The sequence below is a fragment of the Jatrophihabitans sp. genome (assembly GCF_035474675.1).
In the GTDB taxonomy this organism is placed as follows: Bacteria; Actinomycetota; Actinomycetes; order Mycobacteriales; family Jatrophihabitantaceae; genus Jatrophihabitans_A.
Genome location: NZ_DATINC010000036.1, coordinates 25,377 through 44,105, shown reverse-complemented (window position 1 = coordinate 44,105; position 18,729 = coordinate 25,377). Strand labels below are relative to the sequence as shown.

Sequence of the window (18,729 nt, the reverse complement as noted above, 5' to 3'; positions counted from 1 at the left end):
TCGACGCCGCACCGGTAGCACGCTGCTGGCACCGGCGGGCCGTTGCCGTCACGTTACCGCGCCGGCCGCCACCTCACCGCTGGACCTGCCGGTCAGCGCCGGTTGCCGCGCCGCTGCCGCCCACTCGGCGGCGAACAGCGCGCTGACGCACCGGTGCGCGTCCGACACCGGCCGGGAGAAGGCACCCGGGGACGGCACCAGGTGGTTGTAGAAGGTGGCCCCCTCGCACAGCGGGCCCAGCACCCACAGCCGCCGGTCCGGCCGGCCCGCGACGTCGAGCGGGTGCTGGTCGGCGTCGATGTCGATCCCCACCAGCTGCCGGCTGCCCGGCCGATGCCGGCGGATCCAGCCTTTGGCATGCAGGGCATTGAGCAACGGGCTGGTCGAGGCGTCCACCGCTGGCGAGTCCACCCGGGCCGCCACCAGCCAGTCCGCCTCCCGGCTGCACGGCTCGCGCAGCCGGGACGACGCCAGCCGCCACCGCCCGGACTCCGGCTGCCAGTCCGCCGAGGCCGCCGGCCCGAACGGGGCCGAGGCGATGCCCGCCTCCAGCAGCGCCAGCAGTTCCAGGTGCCGCTCGTACTGCGGTCCGACCACCGCGCGGTTCAGGGCCGGCACGATCCGGGCCGCGAAATCCTCGCCGGACTCCGGCGTCAGCCCGCCGAAGTCGACGACGTAGCGGAACTGCTCGCGCAGGGCGCGCAGCACGTCCAGCGCGCCCTTGACCGGGCTGCGGGCAAAGCCGTGCACCGCCTCGGCCAGGTCCGCGCTGATCACCGCCGCCAGCCAGCGCTGGTAGGAATCGCTGCTGTGCAACGACATTCCCGCCGAGCCGTCCAGCGCCGCGGCCGGGTCGAAGCGACCCAGCCGGGCGTCCAGGGCGTCGAGCACCGCGACGATCCCACCGATTCCCGCCGCGGCGGTCACCGCCGCGAGCTCCTCGGCCAGCGCCACCTCGGCCGCGGGGCCGGCACACCGGGCCTGGGTCCGCCGGTAGGCGATCCGCACCTCGGTCAGGATCAGCGGCCAGACGTCGCGTCGGAAGTCCAGCGGTCCCTGCCGCTGCCGGCGCAGCTCGTCGACGGCGGCCCGGGTGAACACCAGCGGCTGGTAGGCGGGCCCGAACTCCACCACCTTCGGACGCGCCCGGCACGGGAGGCCAGAACGGGAGTAGAACAGCAGCTCCGGTTCCCGCCCGCTGGCGAGGTAGCGCAACCGGTCGCCGTCCGGCACGAACTCGCCGCCGCGTCCCACCGTCAGGCTGGACATCACATCCATCGCCGACAACCCGAAACCACCGATCGCGACCACCTGGCCGGCTCGGACCTCCGCCAGCCGGTCCGGCAACGGATACGGCACCGCGATCACCCGCTCGGCGCCCGGCCAGTCACCCTCGGGTGGCCGGTTGCCGGTGTAGCCGGTGGTCAGGAAGGCGTACCGCACCGGCAGCCGCAGGCCATCGGACAGCGTGACGACCAGCCCGTCCCCGCCGTCGGAACCGAGATCAGTCGCGCACGCCCGGTGCAGCCGTACCGACACGTGCTCGGGCAGCCGGGCCAGCAGATACCCCAGGAACCACTGCAGATACTCCCCCAGCACCCGGCGTGGCAGGAAGTCCGTCGGCCTGACCGGCCGGCCGGTGCCGCCGACCGTGAAGCCGTCCGCGGCGATCCGCAGGCCGCGCTCGGTGGCCCACTCGTACAGCGACGGACCGGTGCCGCGCAGCTGCTCGCCGACCGAGCAGGCGTCGGGGAACATCGACACCTGACCGCAGGTGGTGTTGAGCAGCAGGTAGTCCGGCTGGCCCAGGGCGTGCACGCCGGCTCCGGTTCCCACCGGGTCGATCACCTCCACCCGCAGCGGACGAGCCGGGTCGGCCAGGCAGATCAGCCGCTCCAGCACCCCGAGCCCGCGCGAGCCCAGGCCGACGACGGCCACCGACATCTCTGCGGGCACGGCTACCTCCTCCTGACCGATCGGTTCCGGCCTAGTTCAACTGCTCAACCGGATGCGTACCCGGCGGTTCTGCCGGCCCTTGTTCTCCACCTTGGTGATCTGCAGGTGCCCGATCTGGCGAGTGGAGGCGACATGCGTGCCACCGTCTGCCTGGGCGTCCAGGCCGACGATGTCGACGATCCGCAACTGCGCCGTCTCCGGCGGGAACACCGCCTGGGTACGGATGATGTCGGGAATGGCCAGTGCCTCCTCGCGGGGCAGCAGTCGCACCTCGATGGGCCGGTCGGCGACGATCTCGGCGTTGACCGCATCCTCCAGCCGCTGCTTGAAGTCGGCGGGGATCTCGGGCAGGTTGAAGTCCATCCGGGCCTCGCCAGGCTCCATGTTGCCGCCGGTCACCAGTGCGCCGAAGTCCCGGAACACCGTTCCGCACAGCACGTGCAGCCCGGAGTGGGTGCGCATCAGGGTGCTGCGCCGGACGTCGTCCAGCGCGCCGTGTACTGCCGTGCCGGCCGGCGGCACCGGGTCGCCGGGAGCCGGCAGCAGGTACAGGTCGTCACCCTTGCGGGTGCCGACGATCCGGGTCTGCACGCTGCCCCACAGCAGCACGCCGTGGTCGGGCGGCTGGCCGCCGCCGCCGGGGTAGAAGGCCGACCGGTCCAGCACGATGCCGGCCTCGGGATCGGCGGGATCGGACCACAGGACGGTGCAGTCCCATTCCCGCAGGGTGACGTCCTCCCAGTCCAGCCGATGGGTGTGGTGGGTGTGCTCTGTCACGGGTGGCTGACACCTCTTCCGACAAGCGAGGCGGGGACGATCCGGGCCTCGATCAACGCCAGCGCACGCTCGGCCCTGTCGCCGGCGGCCCCGCCATCCTCGCCCACGCTGATGAGGTAGCCAAACCTGTCGGAGAAGCTGTGCCGGATCTCGATGTCCTGCCCCGGTTCGGCGGTCAGCACCACCTCGCACACCCCCGGTTGCCGGGCTGCCTCCACCAGCCCGTGCACCTCGCTCAATCGCCCGGCCGCCGCGGGCAGCAGGAACCGAATCGCCGCCCCGCCGGACCGGCTCGGCGTCACCGGCAACTGCAGACCGGCCGCCCGGGCAACGCAATGCCGGATCAGGTCCACTCCGATGGCGGCCTGCACCACCCGCGGGATCATTCCGCCGGCCAGCCGCGGATTGACCTCGACGACCCGGATCCCCCGGCGGGTCCAGCGCAGTTCGGTGTGCGCCGGGCCCCAGCCCAGGCCCAGGGCACGCAGCGCCGAGACCGCCGCCTCGCCCAGCCGGCGCCGGTCGTCGTCGGCGAGCCGGGCCGGGAAGTCGTGGCCGGTCTCGACGAAGTACGGTTCCGGACCCAGGTACTTGCCGGTCACCCCGACCACCTCATCGTCCAGGGTTTCCACCGAGAACTCCGGGCCGTCGAGGTACTGCTCGACCAGCACCGCCGACTGCGGCGGCAGGCCGAGCGTGCCGGGCTCGGCGTCGAGCACGGCAGCGGCGGCGGTGCGGACCTGCTCGGCGTCGGCGCACCGGCGCACCCCCACCGACCCGGAGCCGGCGGTCGGCTTGACCACCACCGGAAAGCCGATCCGGACGGCGGCCGCCACCGCCTCGGCGGGGCTGATGGCGGCGGCGAAGTCCGGGCAGCCGATGCCGGCGGCCCGCAGCAGGCGGCGCTGGTTCGCCTTGTCGCGACAGGCCCGCACAGCCGCCGGATCCGGATGTGGCAGGCCCAGCGTCCGGGCCACCTCGCTGGCCGTCGCCACCCAGTACTCCGAACTGCTGGTCACCCCCAGCACCGGACCGTCCAGCTGCCCGCAGGCGTCCAGCACCGCCTCGGCGCTGCCGGTGTCGCAGACCCGGTGCTCGACGGAGTCCGCGGCCAGATAGGGATAGCGGGCCGGATCCCGGGCCAGCAGCACCGGCCGCAGGCCCAGTTCCCCGGCCGCCGCGCAGAACAGCCGTCCGGTGCCGGTGGTGTTGCTCTCCACCAGCACCAGCCAGCCGGTCACCCGGTGCCGTCCGGATACGGACCGTCGGCATCGTCCAGCACATCCCGGACCGCCCGGTCGAGCTCGCCGGCCGACTCGCGCAGCTCCTCCCGCCAGCCCGCCAGCCAGCGGCGATGACGCTGCCAGCTGGCGCAGGCCTGCCCGAACGGCACGTCGAAGTCACCGGGGCCGCCGCCGTAGCGCTGCGCGGTGACCAGCTCGCCGAGGTCCAGGTCGGTCAGGCCGATGCCGTCCAGCCAGCCGGGCGGGCCGAACTCGGCCAGTTTCGTCGAGCCGGCCTGCACCGCCCGGCGCACCGCGTCGCCGACCAGCCGGTGCGCGGTGCGGAACGGCATGCCCTGCTGCACCAGGCGGTTCGCGATGGAGGTGGCGGCGGTGAAACCGCCCTCGGCCCGCTCGGCCATCCGGTCCGGAACCGGCCGGGCGCCGCCGATGAGCACCTGGCCGAGCAGCACCGCCTGCTCGCCGGCGGTCAGGCCCTGCCAGATGCCGGTCATCGCCTCGGTGCCGACCTCGATGGAGTTGCTGAACGGAGTGCCCGACATGGTGCCGGCCGCCGCGGTCCAGGCCCCGATCGCCAACCCGGCTTTGGCCTTGAGGTGTTCGAGCAGAAAGGCGTTGCGCTTCTGCGGCATCGCCGAGCTGCCGCCGACCAACCGGTCCGGGAACGCCACGAAGCCGAACTCGGCGGTGCTCCACAGCTGCAGGTCACTGGCCAGCCGGCTCAGGGTGATGGCCAGGCCGCTGACCGCCCCGAGCAACCGGAGCGCGACGTCGCGGCTGGCCACCGCGTCCAGGGCATGCGGAGCGCCGGTGCGGAAGCCCAGCAGCCGGGCGGTGCGCGCCGGGTCGATCGCGAGGTCGGTGCCGGCCACCGCACCCGCGCCGAGCGGGCAGTTGGCCAGCTCGGCCGACGCCGAGGCGAGCGCGTCCAGATCGCGCTGCACCGCCAGGGCGAGCCCGAGCAGGTAGTAGCCGTAGCTGATGGGCATCGCGGCCTGGTAGTGGGTGTAGACCGGCATCACCACCGAGCGGTACGCCCGAGCCCGGCCCAGCAGCACCGCCGTCAGCCTGCCGGCCTGCTCGCCGAAGTCGAGCAGCCAGTCGCGCAGCCGCATCGCGGTGATGCAGGCCTTGAGGTCGTTGCGGGAACGGCCGGTGTGCAGCACGCCGCCGATGTCCGGGCCGAGCCGCTCGATCAGGTATCCCTCGTACATCAGGTACAGCCCCCGCGGGGCGGGCCGGCCGAACAGCGGCCCGAAGCCCTGCGCGGACAGTTCCGCGATGCAGCCCAGCAGGCTCCGCGCCGCGGCCGGGTCGATCAGGCCGGTCGCGCTCAGCATCGCCAGGTGTGCCCGGTCGACGCGGGTCATCAGGGCAAGCTCGGCCGCCAGCTCGGCCGGTGTCTGCTCGCCGTACACCACCTGCCGGGTCCGGGCCGAGACCTCGGCCACCAGCCGTCCGGTGCCGGTCATCGACTCCCCCGGCACCGGCCGGCGCGGCTCATCCGGCACCGAGCGCCGCCCCGGCCATCACCTCGGCGAAGCTGCGCCGGTTCCAGTCGTAGGCGGTCCACGACCCGGACGGCCGGGTCGGGTCGGCCACCACCACCGGCTCGACGGGCGCCGGTGCGTCGAGGTGGCCGGCGCTGCGCAACCAGCTGTCGTCATAGACGGTGTCCTGGTAGCGGTAGCCCTCGTCGGGCAGCATCACCACGGTCAGCGCGGCCGGATTGGCCGCCGCCCACCACCGGGCGACCAGGTAGGCGGCACCGCCGGACGGGCCCATGAACAGCGCGTGCTGCCGGTGCAGCTGCCGGGTCGCGGCGTAGGCGGCCGAGGCCGAGCACCAGTGCACCTGGTCGAAGACGCTGTGGTCCAGGTTGGCCGGCATCAGGCTCATCCCCAGCCCGCGCAGCTCGCGGTGGCCGTCCTGGTGGCCGAACAGCACGCTGGCGTGAGTGTCCACCGCGATCGCCCGGCATTCCGGCAGCACCGTGCGCAGGCTGGTGACCGTGCCGCACATCGAACCGCCCGAGCCGACCGGGCCCACCACGCAATCGACCTGGCCCAGGCATTCCAGGAACAGCTCGGCCACCGTGGCGTAGGACCGCGGGTTGTCCGGATTGGAGTACTGCTCGGGCCAGAAGGTGGATTCGTGCTCGGCACGGACCTCGGCGAGCCGCTGGAGCCGGGCGGCCTGGTAGCCGCCGGGTACCGCGCCGGCGGCCGCCGGCACCCGGTCCACCACCGCGCCCAGGTCCACCAGCCGCCGGTAGAGCCGCTCGTCGATCACCGGGTCGCTGACCAGCACTACCCGGCGGTCCATGTGCACGCCCTGCATGGCCAGCGCCAGGCCGAAGGTGCCCGAGGTGGTCTCGACGATCACCGTGTCCGGGCCGAGCAGGCCCTGGGCCTCCGCGCGCCGCAGGATGTAGCGGGCCGGGATCATCTTCATCAGCGTGAAGCAGGCGCCGTAGAGATTGGGGGCCAGCCTGATCAGCCGGGGGATCTGGTAGGTCTCGGTAGCCTCGGCGTACGCCGTCTGGATGGTCATCAGGCCAGCACCTCCACCTGCTGCAGGTCGGCTGCCGACCCGTCGCCGAACGCCGCCGACACCCCGAACAGCCCGGTGACCGCGATGCCGAGCTCGGCCGCGGCCGCGTGCAGCTCCGCGGCACACCGGCGCAGCCGGCCCTCGGCATCCGGGACGAGCGCATCGAAGAGCAGCCCAGCGACGGTGCCGCTGTGCGCCACCTGGATGCCGCAACCGCCGTAGTCCAGGCACAGCCGCACCAGCAGCTCCAGGTGCGGCTTGGGCAGGTAACGCTGGTTGATCCGGGCACTGGCGGTCGCCACCCGGCCGAGCAGTGCGGTGTCGGCGAGCGCCACCGCGCGCCGCAACGCCGCTCGCAGCACCCCGAAGTTGGCCACCTCGGACTCGTCGTAGTCGGCCGGTCGCAGCCGGAGGGTGTCCACCCGGGCCGCGGGCTCGGTGTCGCAGCTGAGCACGAACATCGGCGGCAGCCGGTGGCCGAAGGTCTCCAGCACCACGCCGTCGCGATGGGCGAACAGCACCACCCGGTCGTCGATCATGATCGAGTCCGAGGCGCACTCGGCCAGCACCGCGAGCCGGGCGACCTCGTCCTCGGCCAGTTGCACGCCGTGGAAGTCGGCCACCGCCCGGATGGTGGCGGTGACGTCACTGGTGGACGAGCCCATGCCCACCCCGCGCGGGATGTTGCTGCTGATCTCGACCCGGCCGCCCTTGGCCGCCGCCGGATGGTTGGCGAAGGCCCGCAGCGTGAGCATCGCGGCCCGCCTGACCTTGGTCATCTCCGGTGGCCCGAGCACGCCGCCGTGGCTGTAGCTGGGATGGAACGCCGCCCGGGTACCGCGTCCGGGTTGCGGCAGGGTGACCAGTGCCCGGCGCGGCTGGCCGGCCGGGTCGCGAAACATTCCCTGCAGCAGTTCACCGTGGTGCGCCGGGGCATAACCGACCCCGACGTCCGGGCCCGCCTCCGGGCGGTACGGTCGATCAGCTGGCTGCGACAGCTCCTGAACGGGCGCCGACACCGACCACACCCCTTCCTGTCGCTATCGATTCCCGTTTCCCGGTACCGGGTCCATCCCCGGTCAGCCGGCTGGCTTGGTGATGCGGAAGATCAGGCTCTCGTGCTGGTGGACGTAGTCCCGGTAGCCGGCGTGCGGCGGCTCCCACCAGCTGGCCACCTCGACCGACTCGGCGCGCAGTCCCACCGAGTCGAGCAGCGCGGTCAGGTCGTCGGCGTCGAAGAACCGGCAGTAGAAGTCGAAGTGGTCGATGTACTCCTTCGGGCCGACCTCGCGGATGTTGGGGTCCGATACCTGGCAGTCGTTCATCGTCCACATGTTGGCGATCAGGCTGCCGCCCGGTGAGAGGACCCGGTACAGCTCGCGCAGCGCATCCTCTGGATTGGTCAGGTGCCCGAGCAGGTCCCAGCAGAAGATGCCGTCGATGGAGGAGTCCAGGAAGCCGGTGGCGAACGCGTCCACCTCGACGAAGACCACCCGGTCGGCGACGCCGGCCTTGACGGTCACGGTGCGGGCGATCGCCATGGCGTTGGTCGAGGTGTCGCCGGCCAGCAGGATCGGAGCGCCACCGGCCAGTGGTGGCAGGTTTCGCCCGTCTCCGCAAGGCAGGTCGAGCAGCACCGACGCCGCGTTCTGCCGGAACAGCGCCGCAGCGGTCTCGGCGTAGGGCACCGGCGGGTCGCCCCAGAGGTTGGCGTGCCCGTTCAACCGGGCCGGCTCGTACGCGCCGTTCCACAGCGGAATGGCGGCGGCGTCCCGGGAGAGGGAATCTGTGCTCACTCGAAGGCCTCCAAATGCTCGACCGGCGGCGTCGGACCGGGGGTTGCGAAAGTGCACAAGCCGCAGTCACGACGCTGTAAAAGACGCGAGTACGTCCGAATTGCACGGCAGGATGTCGGGAGGCCGAGCCGACACGCCATACCGGTCACTTCGGAGACTCAGTGCTCACCGGTGGGGATGTGGCAGAAGGCTACTCGGAATCTCCCATTACCCGCAATGCCCTACCGTAAGTGACTGAATCGCTTTGAAACACGGGAGATCCGGCGTCTTGGCCGCGCTACGGGGAAGCGATTGGTGACCTGCTGTGATAATTGCCGGACGATCCGTCGCGAGCATTACCGGTTGACTGCTTCATTTGCCGCAACAACGATTCTGGCATTTCTGCAAAGGCGATCGTTCCCGTGACAGGAAGCGGCCGAACCGTTTACGCTCACCGTGCAACCACATGGTTCGGTGTGCAGTCGACGACGCGGCCAGTGTTCGTCGAAGGATCGCTGGTGCTCGGGCTCCAGACCAGCCGGGCACCTCCTCCGGTGCTTGTCGTGAGCCTGGCCTCGTACGAGCTGGCGCAGCCCCTGCCCAGGACGCCGCACCGTCGGCGCGCGTCAGATTGGATGACAGATATGCCTTGCGAAGCTTCCGTTCGAACGTCGGGGCCTGCTCCCGCTCGTCGTGCGCCGGAACCGGGCCTGGTCCGATGACCCAAGCTGCCGGCGGCGCGACCGTCATCGTGATTCCGCAGCCGACCCTCAATGGTCCGCTGCATGTCGGGCACCTGTCCGGGCCCTTCATCGCCGCCGACATCGCCTCGCGGGCCGCCCGCGGCCGCGGCGAACGGGTATTCACCCTGGCCGGCGTCGATGTGCACCCGAATTTCGTGATGGCCAAGGCGGACAACCGCGGCGTCGACGTGCACGAGATGGTCGCCGACTACCGCAGCCAGATCCAGGTCGCCTTCGACCTGGCCCGGATCGGCTACGACACCTTCCTCGATCCCGAGCAACCGGCCTTCGAGCGGGCGATCAACCTGATGCTCAACCAGATGCTGGACACCGGCAGCCTGGAGATGCGCGAGATGGTGCTGCACCAGTGCGCGGACTGTGGCCGGACCCTGCACCACGCCTACGTGGTCGGCAAGTGCCCGCACTGCGGCAGCGGCGCGAACGGCCTTTCCTGTGAGCCGTGCGGCGGATTCACCTCCGCCAGCACCCTGATCCAGCCCAGCTGCGCCCGGTGCGGCGGAGACCCCCAGCCGATGGTGGCCACCGTTCCGGTGCTGCGCCTGGAGAACCATCGCGAGCAACTGATCGCCGAGTGGACCAAGGCGGAACTGCCCGCCCGGGTGCGGTCGGTGATCGGCCAGTACCTGACGGTGCCGCTGCCGGACTATCCGGTCGCCTATCCCACCGACTGGGGCATCGAAGGCACCGGCGCGCTGTCCGGCCTGCGGATCGACTTCCCCGCCGAGCTCGGCCTGAGCTACCTGTACGGGCCGGCTTCCGCGCTCGACCCGTCGGCTGACTCGCTCGCCGACTGGGTGGCCGTCTGGCAGCAGCAGTTCAGCGGCCTGTGGCACTTCAACGGCATCGACAATGCCTTCTACTTCGCCGTGCTCTACCCCGCCGTGTTCGCGGCGGCCGGCATCCCGGAGCCGAAGATGCGCGGCGCCACCGTGAACGAGTTGTTCCTGCTGGAAGGCCTGAAGTTCTCCAGCAGCCGCAACCATGCCCTGTGGGCAAACGAGTTCCTCGCCAGCGAGGATCCCGAGCTGGTGCGGCTGTTCCTGTCCTGGCACCGCCCGGACCGTTACGAGACCAACTTCACCGACGAGTCGTTCCGGGCCTTCTCCAGCTACGTCCGGCCGCTGCTGGACGGCACCTTCGCCGGCGCCGGCCTGCCGGCCCAGCTGGCCGCTGGCGAGCTGGAACGGGCCGAGCAGTCCCTGCAGTTGACCAACCTGGACCCCGCGATGGCCCTGCGCTGCCTGCTCGGAGCACTGAGCAGCGGCCACGGCTACGACTCGGTTGCCCTGACCGCGCTGACTGGGCGGCCCGCCGGCCGGTGAGCGCGAGCACTGCCGCCGCTCGGTGAGGATCGCCGGGCGGCGGCAGTGTTTTCACCTATCGCGGCGAGGAATCCAGATGGGCGGAGCCGGGTGTCACAGCGCCAGCCGGCGCGCCTCGCTCCACGGGGTGTCGGTGATGGTGGCCGGCCGGCCGACCAGTTTCACCTCGATCTTGGCGGCGTAGTCCTCCAGGGTCTGCTTGACCTCGGCCGCGCTGGCACCGGTGACCACCAGGAACCCCAGGATGTTGTTGCCGTCCGGTGGCCGCCGGATCAGCGCGCCGGGCCGAGCGGTGATCCTGGCCAGCAGGGTCTTGTCGGACTCGCTCACCTCGGCAGGGACCGAGACGTACTCGAGCTCACCGGGCTCGCAGATCAGGCAGGTGCCCATCATGTACACGCCGGTCGGCTGGTAGTGCGAGACCTGCGGCCGGACGCCGCGGGCGACGTCCATGCTGCCCCGGACCGGGCAGTAGCCCGCCGTCACCCGCGCCACCATGTCCAGCCCGCCGCCGCCGGGCCGGGCCGCGATCTCGACCAGGTGGGGTTTGCCCTGGTGGAACCGGATCTCGGCGTGCAGGACGCTGCGGTGCAGGCCCTGGGCCACCGCCGCGTCGGCGACGATCTGCCGGATCTCCTCCAGCTGTTCACCGGTCAGCGAGGTCGGTGCCACGTGGACGTCGTCGTCGAAGTTCTTGCCCTCGACGGTGGCCCGGTCCACCGCCGAGCCGATGAAGACCTCGTCGTCCCAGACCACCGCCTCGAACAGGTGCTCGTGGCCGTCGAGGAAGGACTCGACCAGCAGGCCGTGCGGGCCCAGGTCCACTCCCTCGGGCTCCAGCACGTAGGCCAGCATCCGCTCGATCCCCTCGCTGGCGTCGCGGAAACGCATCGCCAGCTCCTGCGGGTTGTCGACCCGGAACACGAAGTTGCTGGCCGTTCCCATCGTCGGCTTGAGCACCACCGGGTAGCCGAACTCGGTTGCCGCGTCGAGCGCGCTGGACAGGTCGGCAGTGAACCGGAACCGCGGGTGCGGCACCCCGCCGCGCTCGTGTGCCTGGCGCATCAGCAGCTTGTTGCGGCTGTTGCGGGCGGCGTCCAGACCTATCCCCGGCAGCCGGAGCGCCTCGGCGACCAGCGCGACGGTCATCACCGAGGATTCGGAGAAGGTGAGCACGCCGTCGAAGCGCTGCTCGGCATGCCAGTCGGCCGCCGCGGCGATGATGTCGTCGATCTTCGCCGAGCCCGCCACCCGGTACCGGGGGCTGGGCCAGAAGTCGGGATCGCCGACGCCGTGCAGCAGGTGCAGGTTGCCGCCGTACTCCTCCACCTGCTGGTAGCGCGGCAGGTAGTAGGAGGCGAACTGCTGGGCTTCGATCGCCAGGAGCTTCATGGCAGGTCCTCGCAACGGCACTATCGAGAGGAGGCGGAGAAGAATCGTTCGGTCATCTGCGCGTCCCACCACACGCTGTACATGCGGAAGTCCTGGTCTCCGACGTTGACGATCTGGTGGGTCTCGCCGGGCGGCAGGTAGGCGGTGTCGCCGGCCACGAACGGGCTGGTGCGGCCGTCGGAGGAGATGGTCGCGGTCCCCGACACGGCGATGAAGAGCTCGCACTCGTGGTGGGCGTGCGGGGTGGTGGCCGCGCCCGGCTCCAGGACCGCCCAGGCGCCCTCGAACGGCGGGCTGAGCTGCGACCACGGCAGCAGCCGCTGGGTCAGCACCCCGTACTCGGCGCACATGTTGTGGCGGTCGAGGCTTCGGATCTCCATGGACGCTCCCGGTGCTTACAGTGCGGAGTGGACGAGGCGCCGGGCGCTCAGCCGGCGGCCGCGGCGGCCGCGGCCAGCGACTGCTCCGCGGGCCGGCTGGCCAGCAGGTCGTTGACGATCTCACCGGCCCGGATGGCCAGGATGCTGATCAGCGAGTCGGCGATGCCGTGGCTTTCCTCGTTGGTGCCCTGGAAGTAGCAGTTCGCGGTCACGCCCGGCGGCATCACCGCCCGGTAGGCCCGGCTCACCACGAACCGCTCGACCCCGACCAGGGCGGCCACATTGCGCACCAGGGCCGGCAGGGAGCGTTCGAAGCCGGTGCCGAGTAGCACCACGTCGCAGCGCAGCTCGTCGTTCAGGCCACCGATCCGGTCGACCAGGTCGAGCACGACGTCGTCGCCCTCGATCCGGGCGCTGGCGACGTCGACGGCCGAGACCATCCGCAGCCGCTGGGTGCCGGTGAGCCGTTCCAAGTACATCTGGCGGTAGATGGTGTTCAGCAGTTCCGGGGTGACACCGGCGTAGTTGGTACGCCGCATCTCCTGCAGCACCCGCTGCCGGTTCTCCGGACGGGCCGAGTAGAAGGAGTCGGTGAACGACGGGAAGTACCGCTCGTTGGTGAACTTGCTGGTCTGGTAGTACTCCAGCCCGATCGCCCGCATGATCATGGAGCACTCGGCTGCCGGCATCCGCTGGTGGGTCTCCCACAGCATCTCGGCGGCACTCTGCGCGGCGCCGACCACCGCGATCCGGTGCGGGGCGGCGGGATCGAGCTGCCCGATCCGCGCGGAGTACTCGGTGCTGTGGATGACCCGTTCGCGCGGCAGGTCGCCGAACGCCTCCGGGATGTGCGGATCCCGGCCGGCACCGATCACCAGGGTGCGGGCGGCGATCGCCGAGCCGTCGGACAGCCACACCAGCCAGCCGGTGATGACGTCGTCGTCGGACCGGATCGCCTCGATGCGCTCGCAGCGCCGGCCGTAGCGGACTTCCACCCGGGACAGCGACTGGGCCACCCACTCCAGGTAGTTCGAGATCTCCAGCCGGAACGGCAGGAAACTGGCCATGTTGATGAAGTCGTGCAGGGTGCCGGTGGAGTGCAGGAAGTTGACGAAGGAGAACCGGCTGCACGGATTACGCATGGTCACCAGGTCCTTGAGGAACGACACCTGGCTCTGCGTCCACGGCAGCAGCATGCCGCGCTGCCACACGATGTTGTCGTGCTGCTCGAGAATGACCGTCTTGTCCGCGAAGTCGGCCGGAGCCATCTCCTCGATAGCCACCGCCAGGGCCAGGTTGGCCGGCCCGGCACCGATGGCCAGCAGCTCGACCTGTTCGTGATCCAACGCCGTAACCCACCCTTCGCCCGCGATTGGCAATGGGCGGCCATAAATACATGGCCGCACAGCGCGAATTCATATACAAGGAGTGATTCTCGGGGGGCCCTGATCTGGCGGCCTCACCGCGGTAAGGCGACAATACACCGATCACGAGGCCCGTCAATAGGACTTGATAGTTGCACAGTCTGCAAATCCGGCGGACGGCTTTCCGACCGGCGCGGCCACCGAACCGGCGCGCCGGCCGGTGACTCTCGGTAGCCCGGTACTGCCATTGTATTTCTACGCCGAGTGACTGCTCAGCGAATTTCGCACATACATTTTGGAAATAAATCCCGGCAAATTGGCCCCGCCACGCATACGGGCGCCGCAGCGGGATGCTGCGGCGCCCGTAGGGAGCGGGCCTGCTACCCCGGCTCTCTGCCGACCCGGGGTGCCGGCCGGTGTCAGGTGAGCGTCATGACCTTGTACATGCCGCTGTTGCGGGTGTGGGCGATGCCGGTGACGACGTCGGGAACCGCGCAGACCAGCGCGTACTCACCGGCCGGGATGTCCATCTGCAATACCGCGAACCGTCCCGGGGACATCGCCTGCAGGCCCCGGGTCGGGCCGGCGTACGGTGACGGCAGCCGCGGCAGGTTCTGGTTGATGGCGCGGTAGTAGTCGTCGATGTAGGACTGCGTGGTGCCCGGCACCACCGGCCGCCAGACCGCCTCGTGGATCTGGTCGGCGTTGTTGTAGACCAGCACCGTGCCGTCGGCGTCCAGGCTGGACGGCGCTTCGAACATCGCCATCCCGTCGTGGCCGCCCATGCCGATGGCCGCGCTGAATTCGGGCATTCCCTCCCACTTCATGTTCCCGTGCACGCTGAGGGTGTGCATCCGCGGCGGTGCCGAGCCCGGCTCACCGATCTCGTTCTGGTCGAAGAAGTAGTAGGTGCCCGCCTCCAGCGGGATCGTGAACGACATCGGAGCGAAGTCGCTGGTCACCACGCCGCCGATCAGCACGGCGTCGCGCAGCAGGTTGCGGTGCCCCTCGGCGTTCTCCGCGCGGCTGTCGGACAGCCCCATCTGGAAGTCGGCGACCACCTCGTCGATGGTGTGGCCCGGAGTCACCGCCACGCCCTGCAGCGCGTGGTAGGTGGCGTCGGGGCTGCCCACCCGGAAGGTGATGAAGCCGGCGTGCACCGAGTCCGGCAGGGCGAAGCCGTCGTTGGTCATGGTGACGTCGATGACCGGCGCCTTGTGGCCCCAGGACGCCGGGATGACGACGTTGCCGTGCTCGGCGCCCACCACGGTGGAGGCGGCGGCGGGGGCGGCCAGGGTGAGGGCGCCGGCGGCGACCATGGCAGCGGATAACCTCAAACAGCGGGTGCCGGCTTTGGACATGGACATCTTCCTCTCGGAGTCTTGAGCGGCGGAGAGCCGAATACTGCGAAATCAGCGGCCGGAAGAGGCGCTCGCCGCGCGAACTCGCGCGCCGCCTCCGCCGCACCACGTATTTCGATGATGGATTTCAGAAATTGCTTGCGCAGTCAACTGGTTGACTGCGTAGGACTGTGTTACGGCCTCGATCGTGATGCGGCACTCTGCACATCGGCCTCGTTTCTCGGACGAATACCGATCCTGGACCGGGCGCCCCGTAACCGACAATCGGCTCGTCGGTAACGCGGGATGCTAGGACCGCCCGAGAAGCGTTGTCAATCCCTCGACGGAACGCCGCCGAGAGATATACCGTCATTCCCGCGCGGGGGTTTCTGCACGTAGAAGCAGGCGAACTTCGCAATGTTCTACAGCAGCACCGGTGACTGCTGGCACCGCGGTTACAGCTGAACGGCCGAAGGCCAATCGGCAGGCAGGGTGGCCAGGAAATCAGCGGCTGCTCTCCTCGAGACCACCAGGCACCAGGCGTCGAGCACCAGTTCGGCCATCTCCACCGGATCGATCTCGGCGGTGCGGGCCACCACCCACTGATATCTCTGATCGGACTTACGAGGCATCATGAACTTCGCCGGCTCGGACGCGATCAAGGCGGCCCGTTGCTCCCGCGGGTACCCGAAACCCATGGTGGCCTCGTCGGGAGACAGGGAGACGTAGACGATACGACCGACCCGGAACTTCAGGTGATCGCGCACCAGGCCCTCGGTGGTACGCGGCAGGCTCATCGCGACCCGGCGGATCTGCTCGGCGGTCACCGCCATCGCTGCCTCCTTCTCCGGCTGCGGGTGCGCCGAACAGTAGCAACCGCGGACCGGTCCGCGGCGGCGTTCCGCTCCCCGATCGAGCGGCGGGCCCGCCGCATTCCCCGACCCGGACGCTTCTCCAGTGCAGGAAGGCTGCTGCCGATGTCTGATCAGCCGTCACCGTCCGGCCCGCCGCCGGCCGGACGGCATCGCCGCGAGCCCGGACGGCATCGCCGCGAGCCCGGGTGGGATCGATGACGGGCCTGAAGACGGCCGGCAAGGACGACGCCGGCGTCTGGATCACCCTGCGCGAGTCCTCGGTGCCGGTCCGGGCGCTGCTGGCCGGCGTCCTGCTCAACCAGCTGGGCGGGTTCCTGCAGACCTTCCTGGTGCTGTTCCTGACCGAGCGCGGTTTCAGCGCGGTGCAGGCCGGCACCGCGCTGGGCGGCTACGGTGCCGGCTGCTTCGCCGGCGTGCTGATCGGCGGCGCGTTCTCCGACCGGCTCGGGCCGCGGGCGGCTGCCTTCGCCTCGATGGCCGGCTTCGCCGGGCTCCTGATCGTGGTGCTCTACGTCAGCAACTTCGCGGTGCTGCTGACCGTCATCACCCTGGCCGGACTGGTCGGGCGGTTCTTCCGGCCGGCGGCCGCGGCGATGCTGTCGGAGCTGACTCCCCCGCACCGGCAGGTGATGATCTTCGCCATCTACCGGCTGGCGATCAACGTCGGCACCACCGCCGCGCCGCTGCTGGGCACGCTGCTGATCTCGGTCTCCTACCAGCTGCTGTTCTGGTGCGACGCGGCGACCGCGTTGCTCTACGCCGTGATCGCACTGCTGACGCTGCCGGGCCGGCCGGCCCGGGGCGCGCGGCCCGACCGGGCCACCCGGCGGGCCGAGGGCTACCGGGCGGTGCTGGCCGATCGGCGCTACTGCCTGTTCCTGCTGGCCACCCTGGTCAACTGCGCCGTCTACATCCAGTACGTCAGCACGCTGCCGCTGGCCATGAAGGACGCCGGCCTGGCGATGTTCTGGTACAGCGCGGCGGTCTCGTTGAACGGGCTGATGGTGATCTCCTGCGAGTTGCTGCTGACCAAGGTCACCCAGCGGCTGCGGATACGGTTCATCGTCAGCGTCGGCTTCGGGCTGCTGGCGCTCGGCCAGCTGATGTACGCCCTGCCGTGGGGGGTGTGGGTCTTCCTCGCCGGCACCATGGTCTGGACCGTCGCCGAGATCACCGCCGGGCCCACGATGTTCTCCTACCCCGGCCGGATCGCGCCCGAGGCGCTGCGCGGCCGCTACATCGCCGGGATGCAGACCATGTTCAACCTGGGCGCGGCGATCGGCCCGGTGGCCGGGGTGGCGGTCTACCACGCGGTCGGTTCCCAGGTCTGGCTGTGGTGCGCGGCGGCCAGCGCGCTCGGCCTGGGACTGGCGTTGCCGGGCATGCGCCAGCCGGAAGCCCGGACCGGCCCGAGCACGACCGGGCCAGGCACGACCGGGCCGAGCACGGCAGGCCCCAGCCCGGAGGCGCCGGCCGGCCAGCCGATCCCGCCGGCCCAGCCAGCCCTGACCACCCAACCGGCGGCCCAGGCCGGCACCGTCCCCAACCTGGCACCGGTAGCGGGTGAGACGTGATCGGCCAGCGCGGCGGACCTGCCGGAACGCCGGCGCCGGCTGCCGCGGCAGCCGGCAGCGACGCAGCACCGGACGGCTGCACCCTGACCGAGCGCTACCTGGCCGGGTTCGCGGCCAGCGGGGTGTCCGCCGGCGCCATCCTGGACGGCGTGCGGCCCAGCACCGTCGACACCGGCTTCCTGGGCCGCTCGCTGAGCCGGCCGGTCTTCCTCGACCGGGCGACGGTCAGCCGGCTGGCCGACGACCTCGAACAGCTGCACCTGGCCCTGACCGGCCTGCCCGACCGGCTGTTCGGCGGCGACATGGCCGCCTTCGCACGCGCGATCGGAGCCACCGAGACCCAGATCGACATCCTGCTGCGCGGCCGGGCCAGCGTCCCGTCCCGGATGGGACGCGCCGACTTCTACCGGGACGCCGCCGGCTTCCGGCTGCTGGAGATCAACTGGGGTGCCGCGCTCGGCGGCCTGGACAGCGCCGTGCTGAACGAGCAGATGCTGCTGCAGCCGTTCGTCGGCGACTTCGTCCGGCAGCACCGGCTGGGCTACGTCGACCCGATGGCCGAGATGGTGCACACCCTGTTCACCGAGTGCGCGGTGCCGGCCGGGAGCCGCCCGGTGGTGGCGCTGACCGACTGGCCGGAGAGCTTCCGCACCCTGGAGCCGCGGTTGCGCAAGAACGTCCCCGCCTATGACCGGTTCGGCATCGAGGCGCTGCCCTGCCACGTCGGGCAGTTGCGCTACGACCGCGGCCGGGTGTGGCTCGGCGACCGGGCGATCGACGTGGTGTACCGGCTGTTCCTGCTGGAGGACCTGCTGGCGGCCGACGGGCCGGCGCTGATCGAACCGGTGCTGCGGGCCGCCGAGCGCGGCGAGGTGGCGATCTTCTCCCCGATGGACGCCGACCTCTACGGCAGCAAGGGGGCGCTGGCGCTGCTGTCGGACGAGGCCAGCCGGCCGCTGTACCCGCCCGCCATGCTGGCCGCCCTGGACCGGATCCTGCCGTGGACCCGGATGGTGCGTCCCGGGCCGGTGACGGTGGCCGGCACCCGGGTGGAGCTGGGCGAGCACGCGCTGGCCCAGCAGCGGGAGTTGATCCTCAAGCCCACCCTGATGCACGGCGGGCTGGGCATCGTCGCCGGCTGGCTGACCGAGCCCGCGGAGTGGCGGGCCCGGCTAGCCGAGGCGATGGGGCAGCCGTACGTGCTGCAGCAGCGCATCCACCCGGTCGCCGAGCACTTCCCCACCGACGGCGCGCCGCAACCCTGGACGCTGACCTGGGGCGCCTTCCTGGCAGCGCGCGGGTACGGCGGGATGTACGTGCGCGGCAGCCAGGACCCGGACGCCACCGTGAACATGTCCAGTGGCGCCACCGGCACCTGCTGCTTCACCGAGAGTCCGGCCGACTAGCCCGATC

15 protein-coding genes are annotated in these 18,729 nt (G+C 70.9%); 3 read left to right on the top strand and 12 right to left on the bottom strand.

Annotated elements, in window-relative coordinates; genetic code table 11:
• Nucleotides 1-48: 48 nt before the first annotated feature.
• Genes VLJ82_RS03825 through VLJ82_RS03795 form a run of 7 tightly spaced genes read right to left on the bottom strand, consistent with a single transcriptional unit; the run spans nucleotide 49 to nucleotide 8,326 of the window.
• Nucleotides 49-1,956, bottom strand: a complete 1,908-nt coding sequence (locus tag VLJ82_RS03825; protein WP_408661996.1) for an FAD/NAD(P)-binding protein — start codon at nucleotides 1,954-1,956, stop codon at nucleotides 49-51.
• 36 nt (nucleotides 1,957-1,992) lie between these two features.
• Complete coding sequence (locus VLJ82_RS03820; RefSeq protein ID WP_408661995.1) at nucleotides 1,993-2,733, bottom strand: alanyl-tRNA editing protein; 741 nt, start codon at nucleotides 2,731-2,733, stop codon at nucleotides 1,993-1,995.
• On the bottom strand, nucleotides 2,730-3,974 hold the full coding sequence (locus VLJ82_RS03815) for an ATP-grasp domain-containing protein (protein WP_408661994.1): 1,245 nt from the start codon (nucleotides 3,972-3,974) through the stop codon (nucleotides 2,730-2,732). Before VLJ82_RS03815 ends, VLJ82_RS03820 begins: the two co-directional genes overlap by 4 nt.
• Nucleotides 3,971-5,488, bottom strand: a complete 1,518-nt coding sequence (locus VLJ82_RS03810; RefSeq protein WP_408661993.1) for an argininosuccinate lyase — start codon at nucleotides 5,486-5,488, stop codon at nucleotides 3,971-3,973. Before VLJ82_RS03810 ends, VLJ82_RS03815 begins: the two co-directional genes overlap by 4 nt.
• The gene (locus tag VLJ82_RS03805) at nucleotides 5,478-6,530 is read right to left on the bottom strand and encodes a cysteine synthase family protein (RefSeq protein ID WP_408661992.1); all 1,053 of its coding nucleotides are present in this window, start codon (nucleotides 6,528-6,530) and stop codon (nucleotides 5,478-5,480) included. Before VLJ82_RS03805 ends, VLJ82_RS03810 begins: the two co-directional genes overlap by 11 nt.
• Nucleotides 6,530-7,549, bottom strand: a complete 1,020-nt coding sequence (locus VLJ82_RS03800) for a GHMP kinase (protein WP_408661991.1) — start codon at nucleotides 7,547-7,549, stop codon at nucleotides 6,530-6,532. Before VLJ82_RS03800 ends, VLJ82_RS03805 begins: the two co-directional genes overlap by 1 nt.
• 60 nt (nucleotides 7,550-7,609) lie before the next feature.
• On the bottom strand, nucleotides 7,610-8,326 hold the full coding sequence (locus tag VLJ82_RS03795) for a class I SAM-dependent methyltransferase (RefSeq protein WP_408661990.1): 717 nt from the start codon (nucleotides 8,324-8,326) through the stop codon (nucleotides 7,610-7,612).
• A gap of 697 nt (nucleotides 8,327-9,023) precedes the next feature.
• Between VLJ82_RS03795 and VLJ82_RS03790 the strand changes: the two genes are divergently transcribed.
• Nucleotides 9,024-10,391, top strand: coding sequence for a class I tRNA ligase family protein (locus VLJ82_RS03790; protein WP_408661989.1), 1,368 nt, complete (start codon nucleotides 9,024-9,026; stop codon nucleotides 10,389-10,391).
• 93 nt (nucleotides 10,392-10,484) lie between these two features.
• Here VLJ82_RS03790 and VLJ82_RS03785 read toward each other — a convergent pair whose 3' ends face one another.
• From VLJ82_RS03785 to VLJ82_RS03765, 5 genes are all read right to left on the bottom strand, one after another.
• On the bottom strand, nucleotides 10,485-11,783 hold the full coding sequence (locus VLJ82_RS03785) for an ATP-grasp domain-containing protein (protein ID WP_408661988.1): 1,299 nt from the start codon (nucleotides 11,781-11,783) through the stop codon (nucleotides 10,485-10,487).
• A 20-nt stretch (nucleotides 11,784-11,803) separates the two neighbouring features.
• The gene (locus VLJ82_RS03780) at nucleotides 11,804-12,163 is read right to left on the bottom strand and encodes a cupin domain-containing protein (RefSeq protein WP_408661987.1); all 360 of its coding nucleotides are present in this window, start codon (nucleotides 12,161-12,163) and stop codon (nucleotides 11,804-11,806) included.
• A 47-nt stretch (nucleotides 12,164-12,210) separates the two neighbouring features.
• Nucleotides 12,211-13,509, bottom strand: coding sequence for a SidA/IucD/PvdA family monooxygenase (locus VLJ82_RS03775; RefSeq protein WP_408661986.1), 1,299 nt, complete (start codon nucleotides 13,507-13,509; stop codon nucleotides 12,211-12,213).
• A gap of 437 nt (nucleotides 13,510-13,946) precedes the next feature.
• Nucleotides 13,947-14,846, bottom strand: a complete 900-nt coding sequence (locus tag VLJ82_RS03770) for a hypothetical protein (protein WP_408661985.1) — start codon at nucleotides 14,844-14,846, stop codon at nucleotides 13,947-13,949.
• A gap of 476 nt (nucleotides 14,847-15,322) precedes the next feature.
• Complete coding sequence (locus VLJ82_RS03765; RefSeq protein WP_408661984.1) at nucleotides 15,323-15,700, bottom strand: MmcQ/YjbR family DNA-binding protein; 378 nt, start codon at nucleotides 15,698-15,700, stop codon at nucleotides 15,323-15,325.
• A 236-nt stretch (nucleotides 15,701-15,936) separates the two neighbouring features.
• Between VLJ82_RS03765 and VLJ82_RS03760 the strand changes: the two genes are divergently transcribed.
• The gene (locus VLJ82_RS03760) at nucleotides 15,937-17,316 is read left to right on the top strand and encodes an MFS transporter (protein ID WP_408661983.1); all 1,380 of its coding nucleotides are present in this window, start codon (nucleotides 15,937-15,939) and stop codon (nucleotides 17,314-17,316) included.
• Complete coding sequence (locus VLJ82_RS03755; RefSeq protein WP_408661982.1) at nucleotides 17,313-18,722, top strand: hypothetical protein; 1,410 nt, start codon at nucleotides 17,313-17,315, stop codon at nucleotides 18,720-18,722. Before VLJ82_RS03760 ends, VLJ82_RS03755 begins: the two co-directional genes overlap by 4 nt.
• The last annotated feature ends 7 nt before the right edge of the window (nucleotides 18,723-18,729 follow it).

Excerpts from the sequence above, each read along its gene's own strand:
- VLJ82_RS03805 (WP_408661992.1), bottom strand. The coding sequence starts at position 6,530 with ATGACCATCCAGACGGCGTACGCCGAGGCTACCGAGACCTACCAGATC.
- VLJ82_RS03790 (WP_408661989.1), top strand. The coding sequence starts at position 9,024 with ATGACCCAAGCTGCCGGCGGCGCGACCGTCATCGTGATTCCGCAGCCG.
- VLJ82_RS03765 (WP_408661984.1), bottom strand. The coding sequence starts at position 15,700 with ATGGCGGTGACCGCCGAGCAGATCCGCCGGGTCGCGATGAGCCTGCCG.
- VLJ82_RS03760 (WP_408661983.1), top strand. The coding sequence starts at position 15,937 with ATGACGGGCCTGAAGACGGCCGGCAAGGACGACGCCGGCGTCTGGATC.
- VLJ82_RS03780 (WP_408661987.1), bottom strand. The coding sequence starts at position 12,163 with ATGGAGATCCGAAGCCTCGACCGCCACAACATGTGCGCCGAGTACGGG.
- VLJ82_RS03785 (WP_408661988.1), bottom strand. The coding sequence starts at position 11,783 with ATGAAGCTCCTGGCGATCGAAGCCCAGCAGTTCGCCTCCTACTACCTG.
- VLJ82_RS03770 (WP_408661985.1), bottom strand. The coding sequence starts at position 14,846 with ATGGTCGCCGCCGGCGCCCTCACCCTGGCCGCCCCCGCCGCCGCCTCC.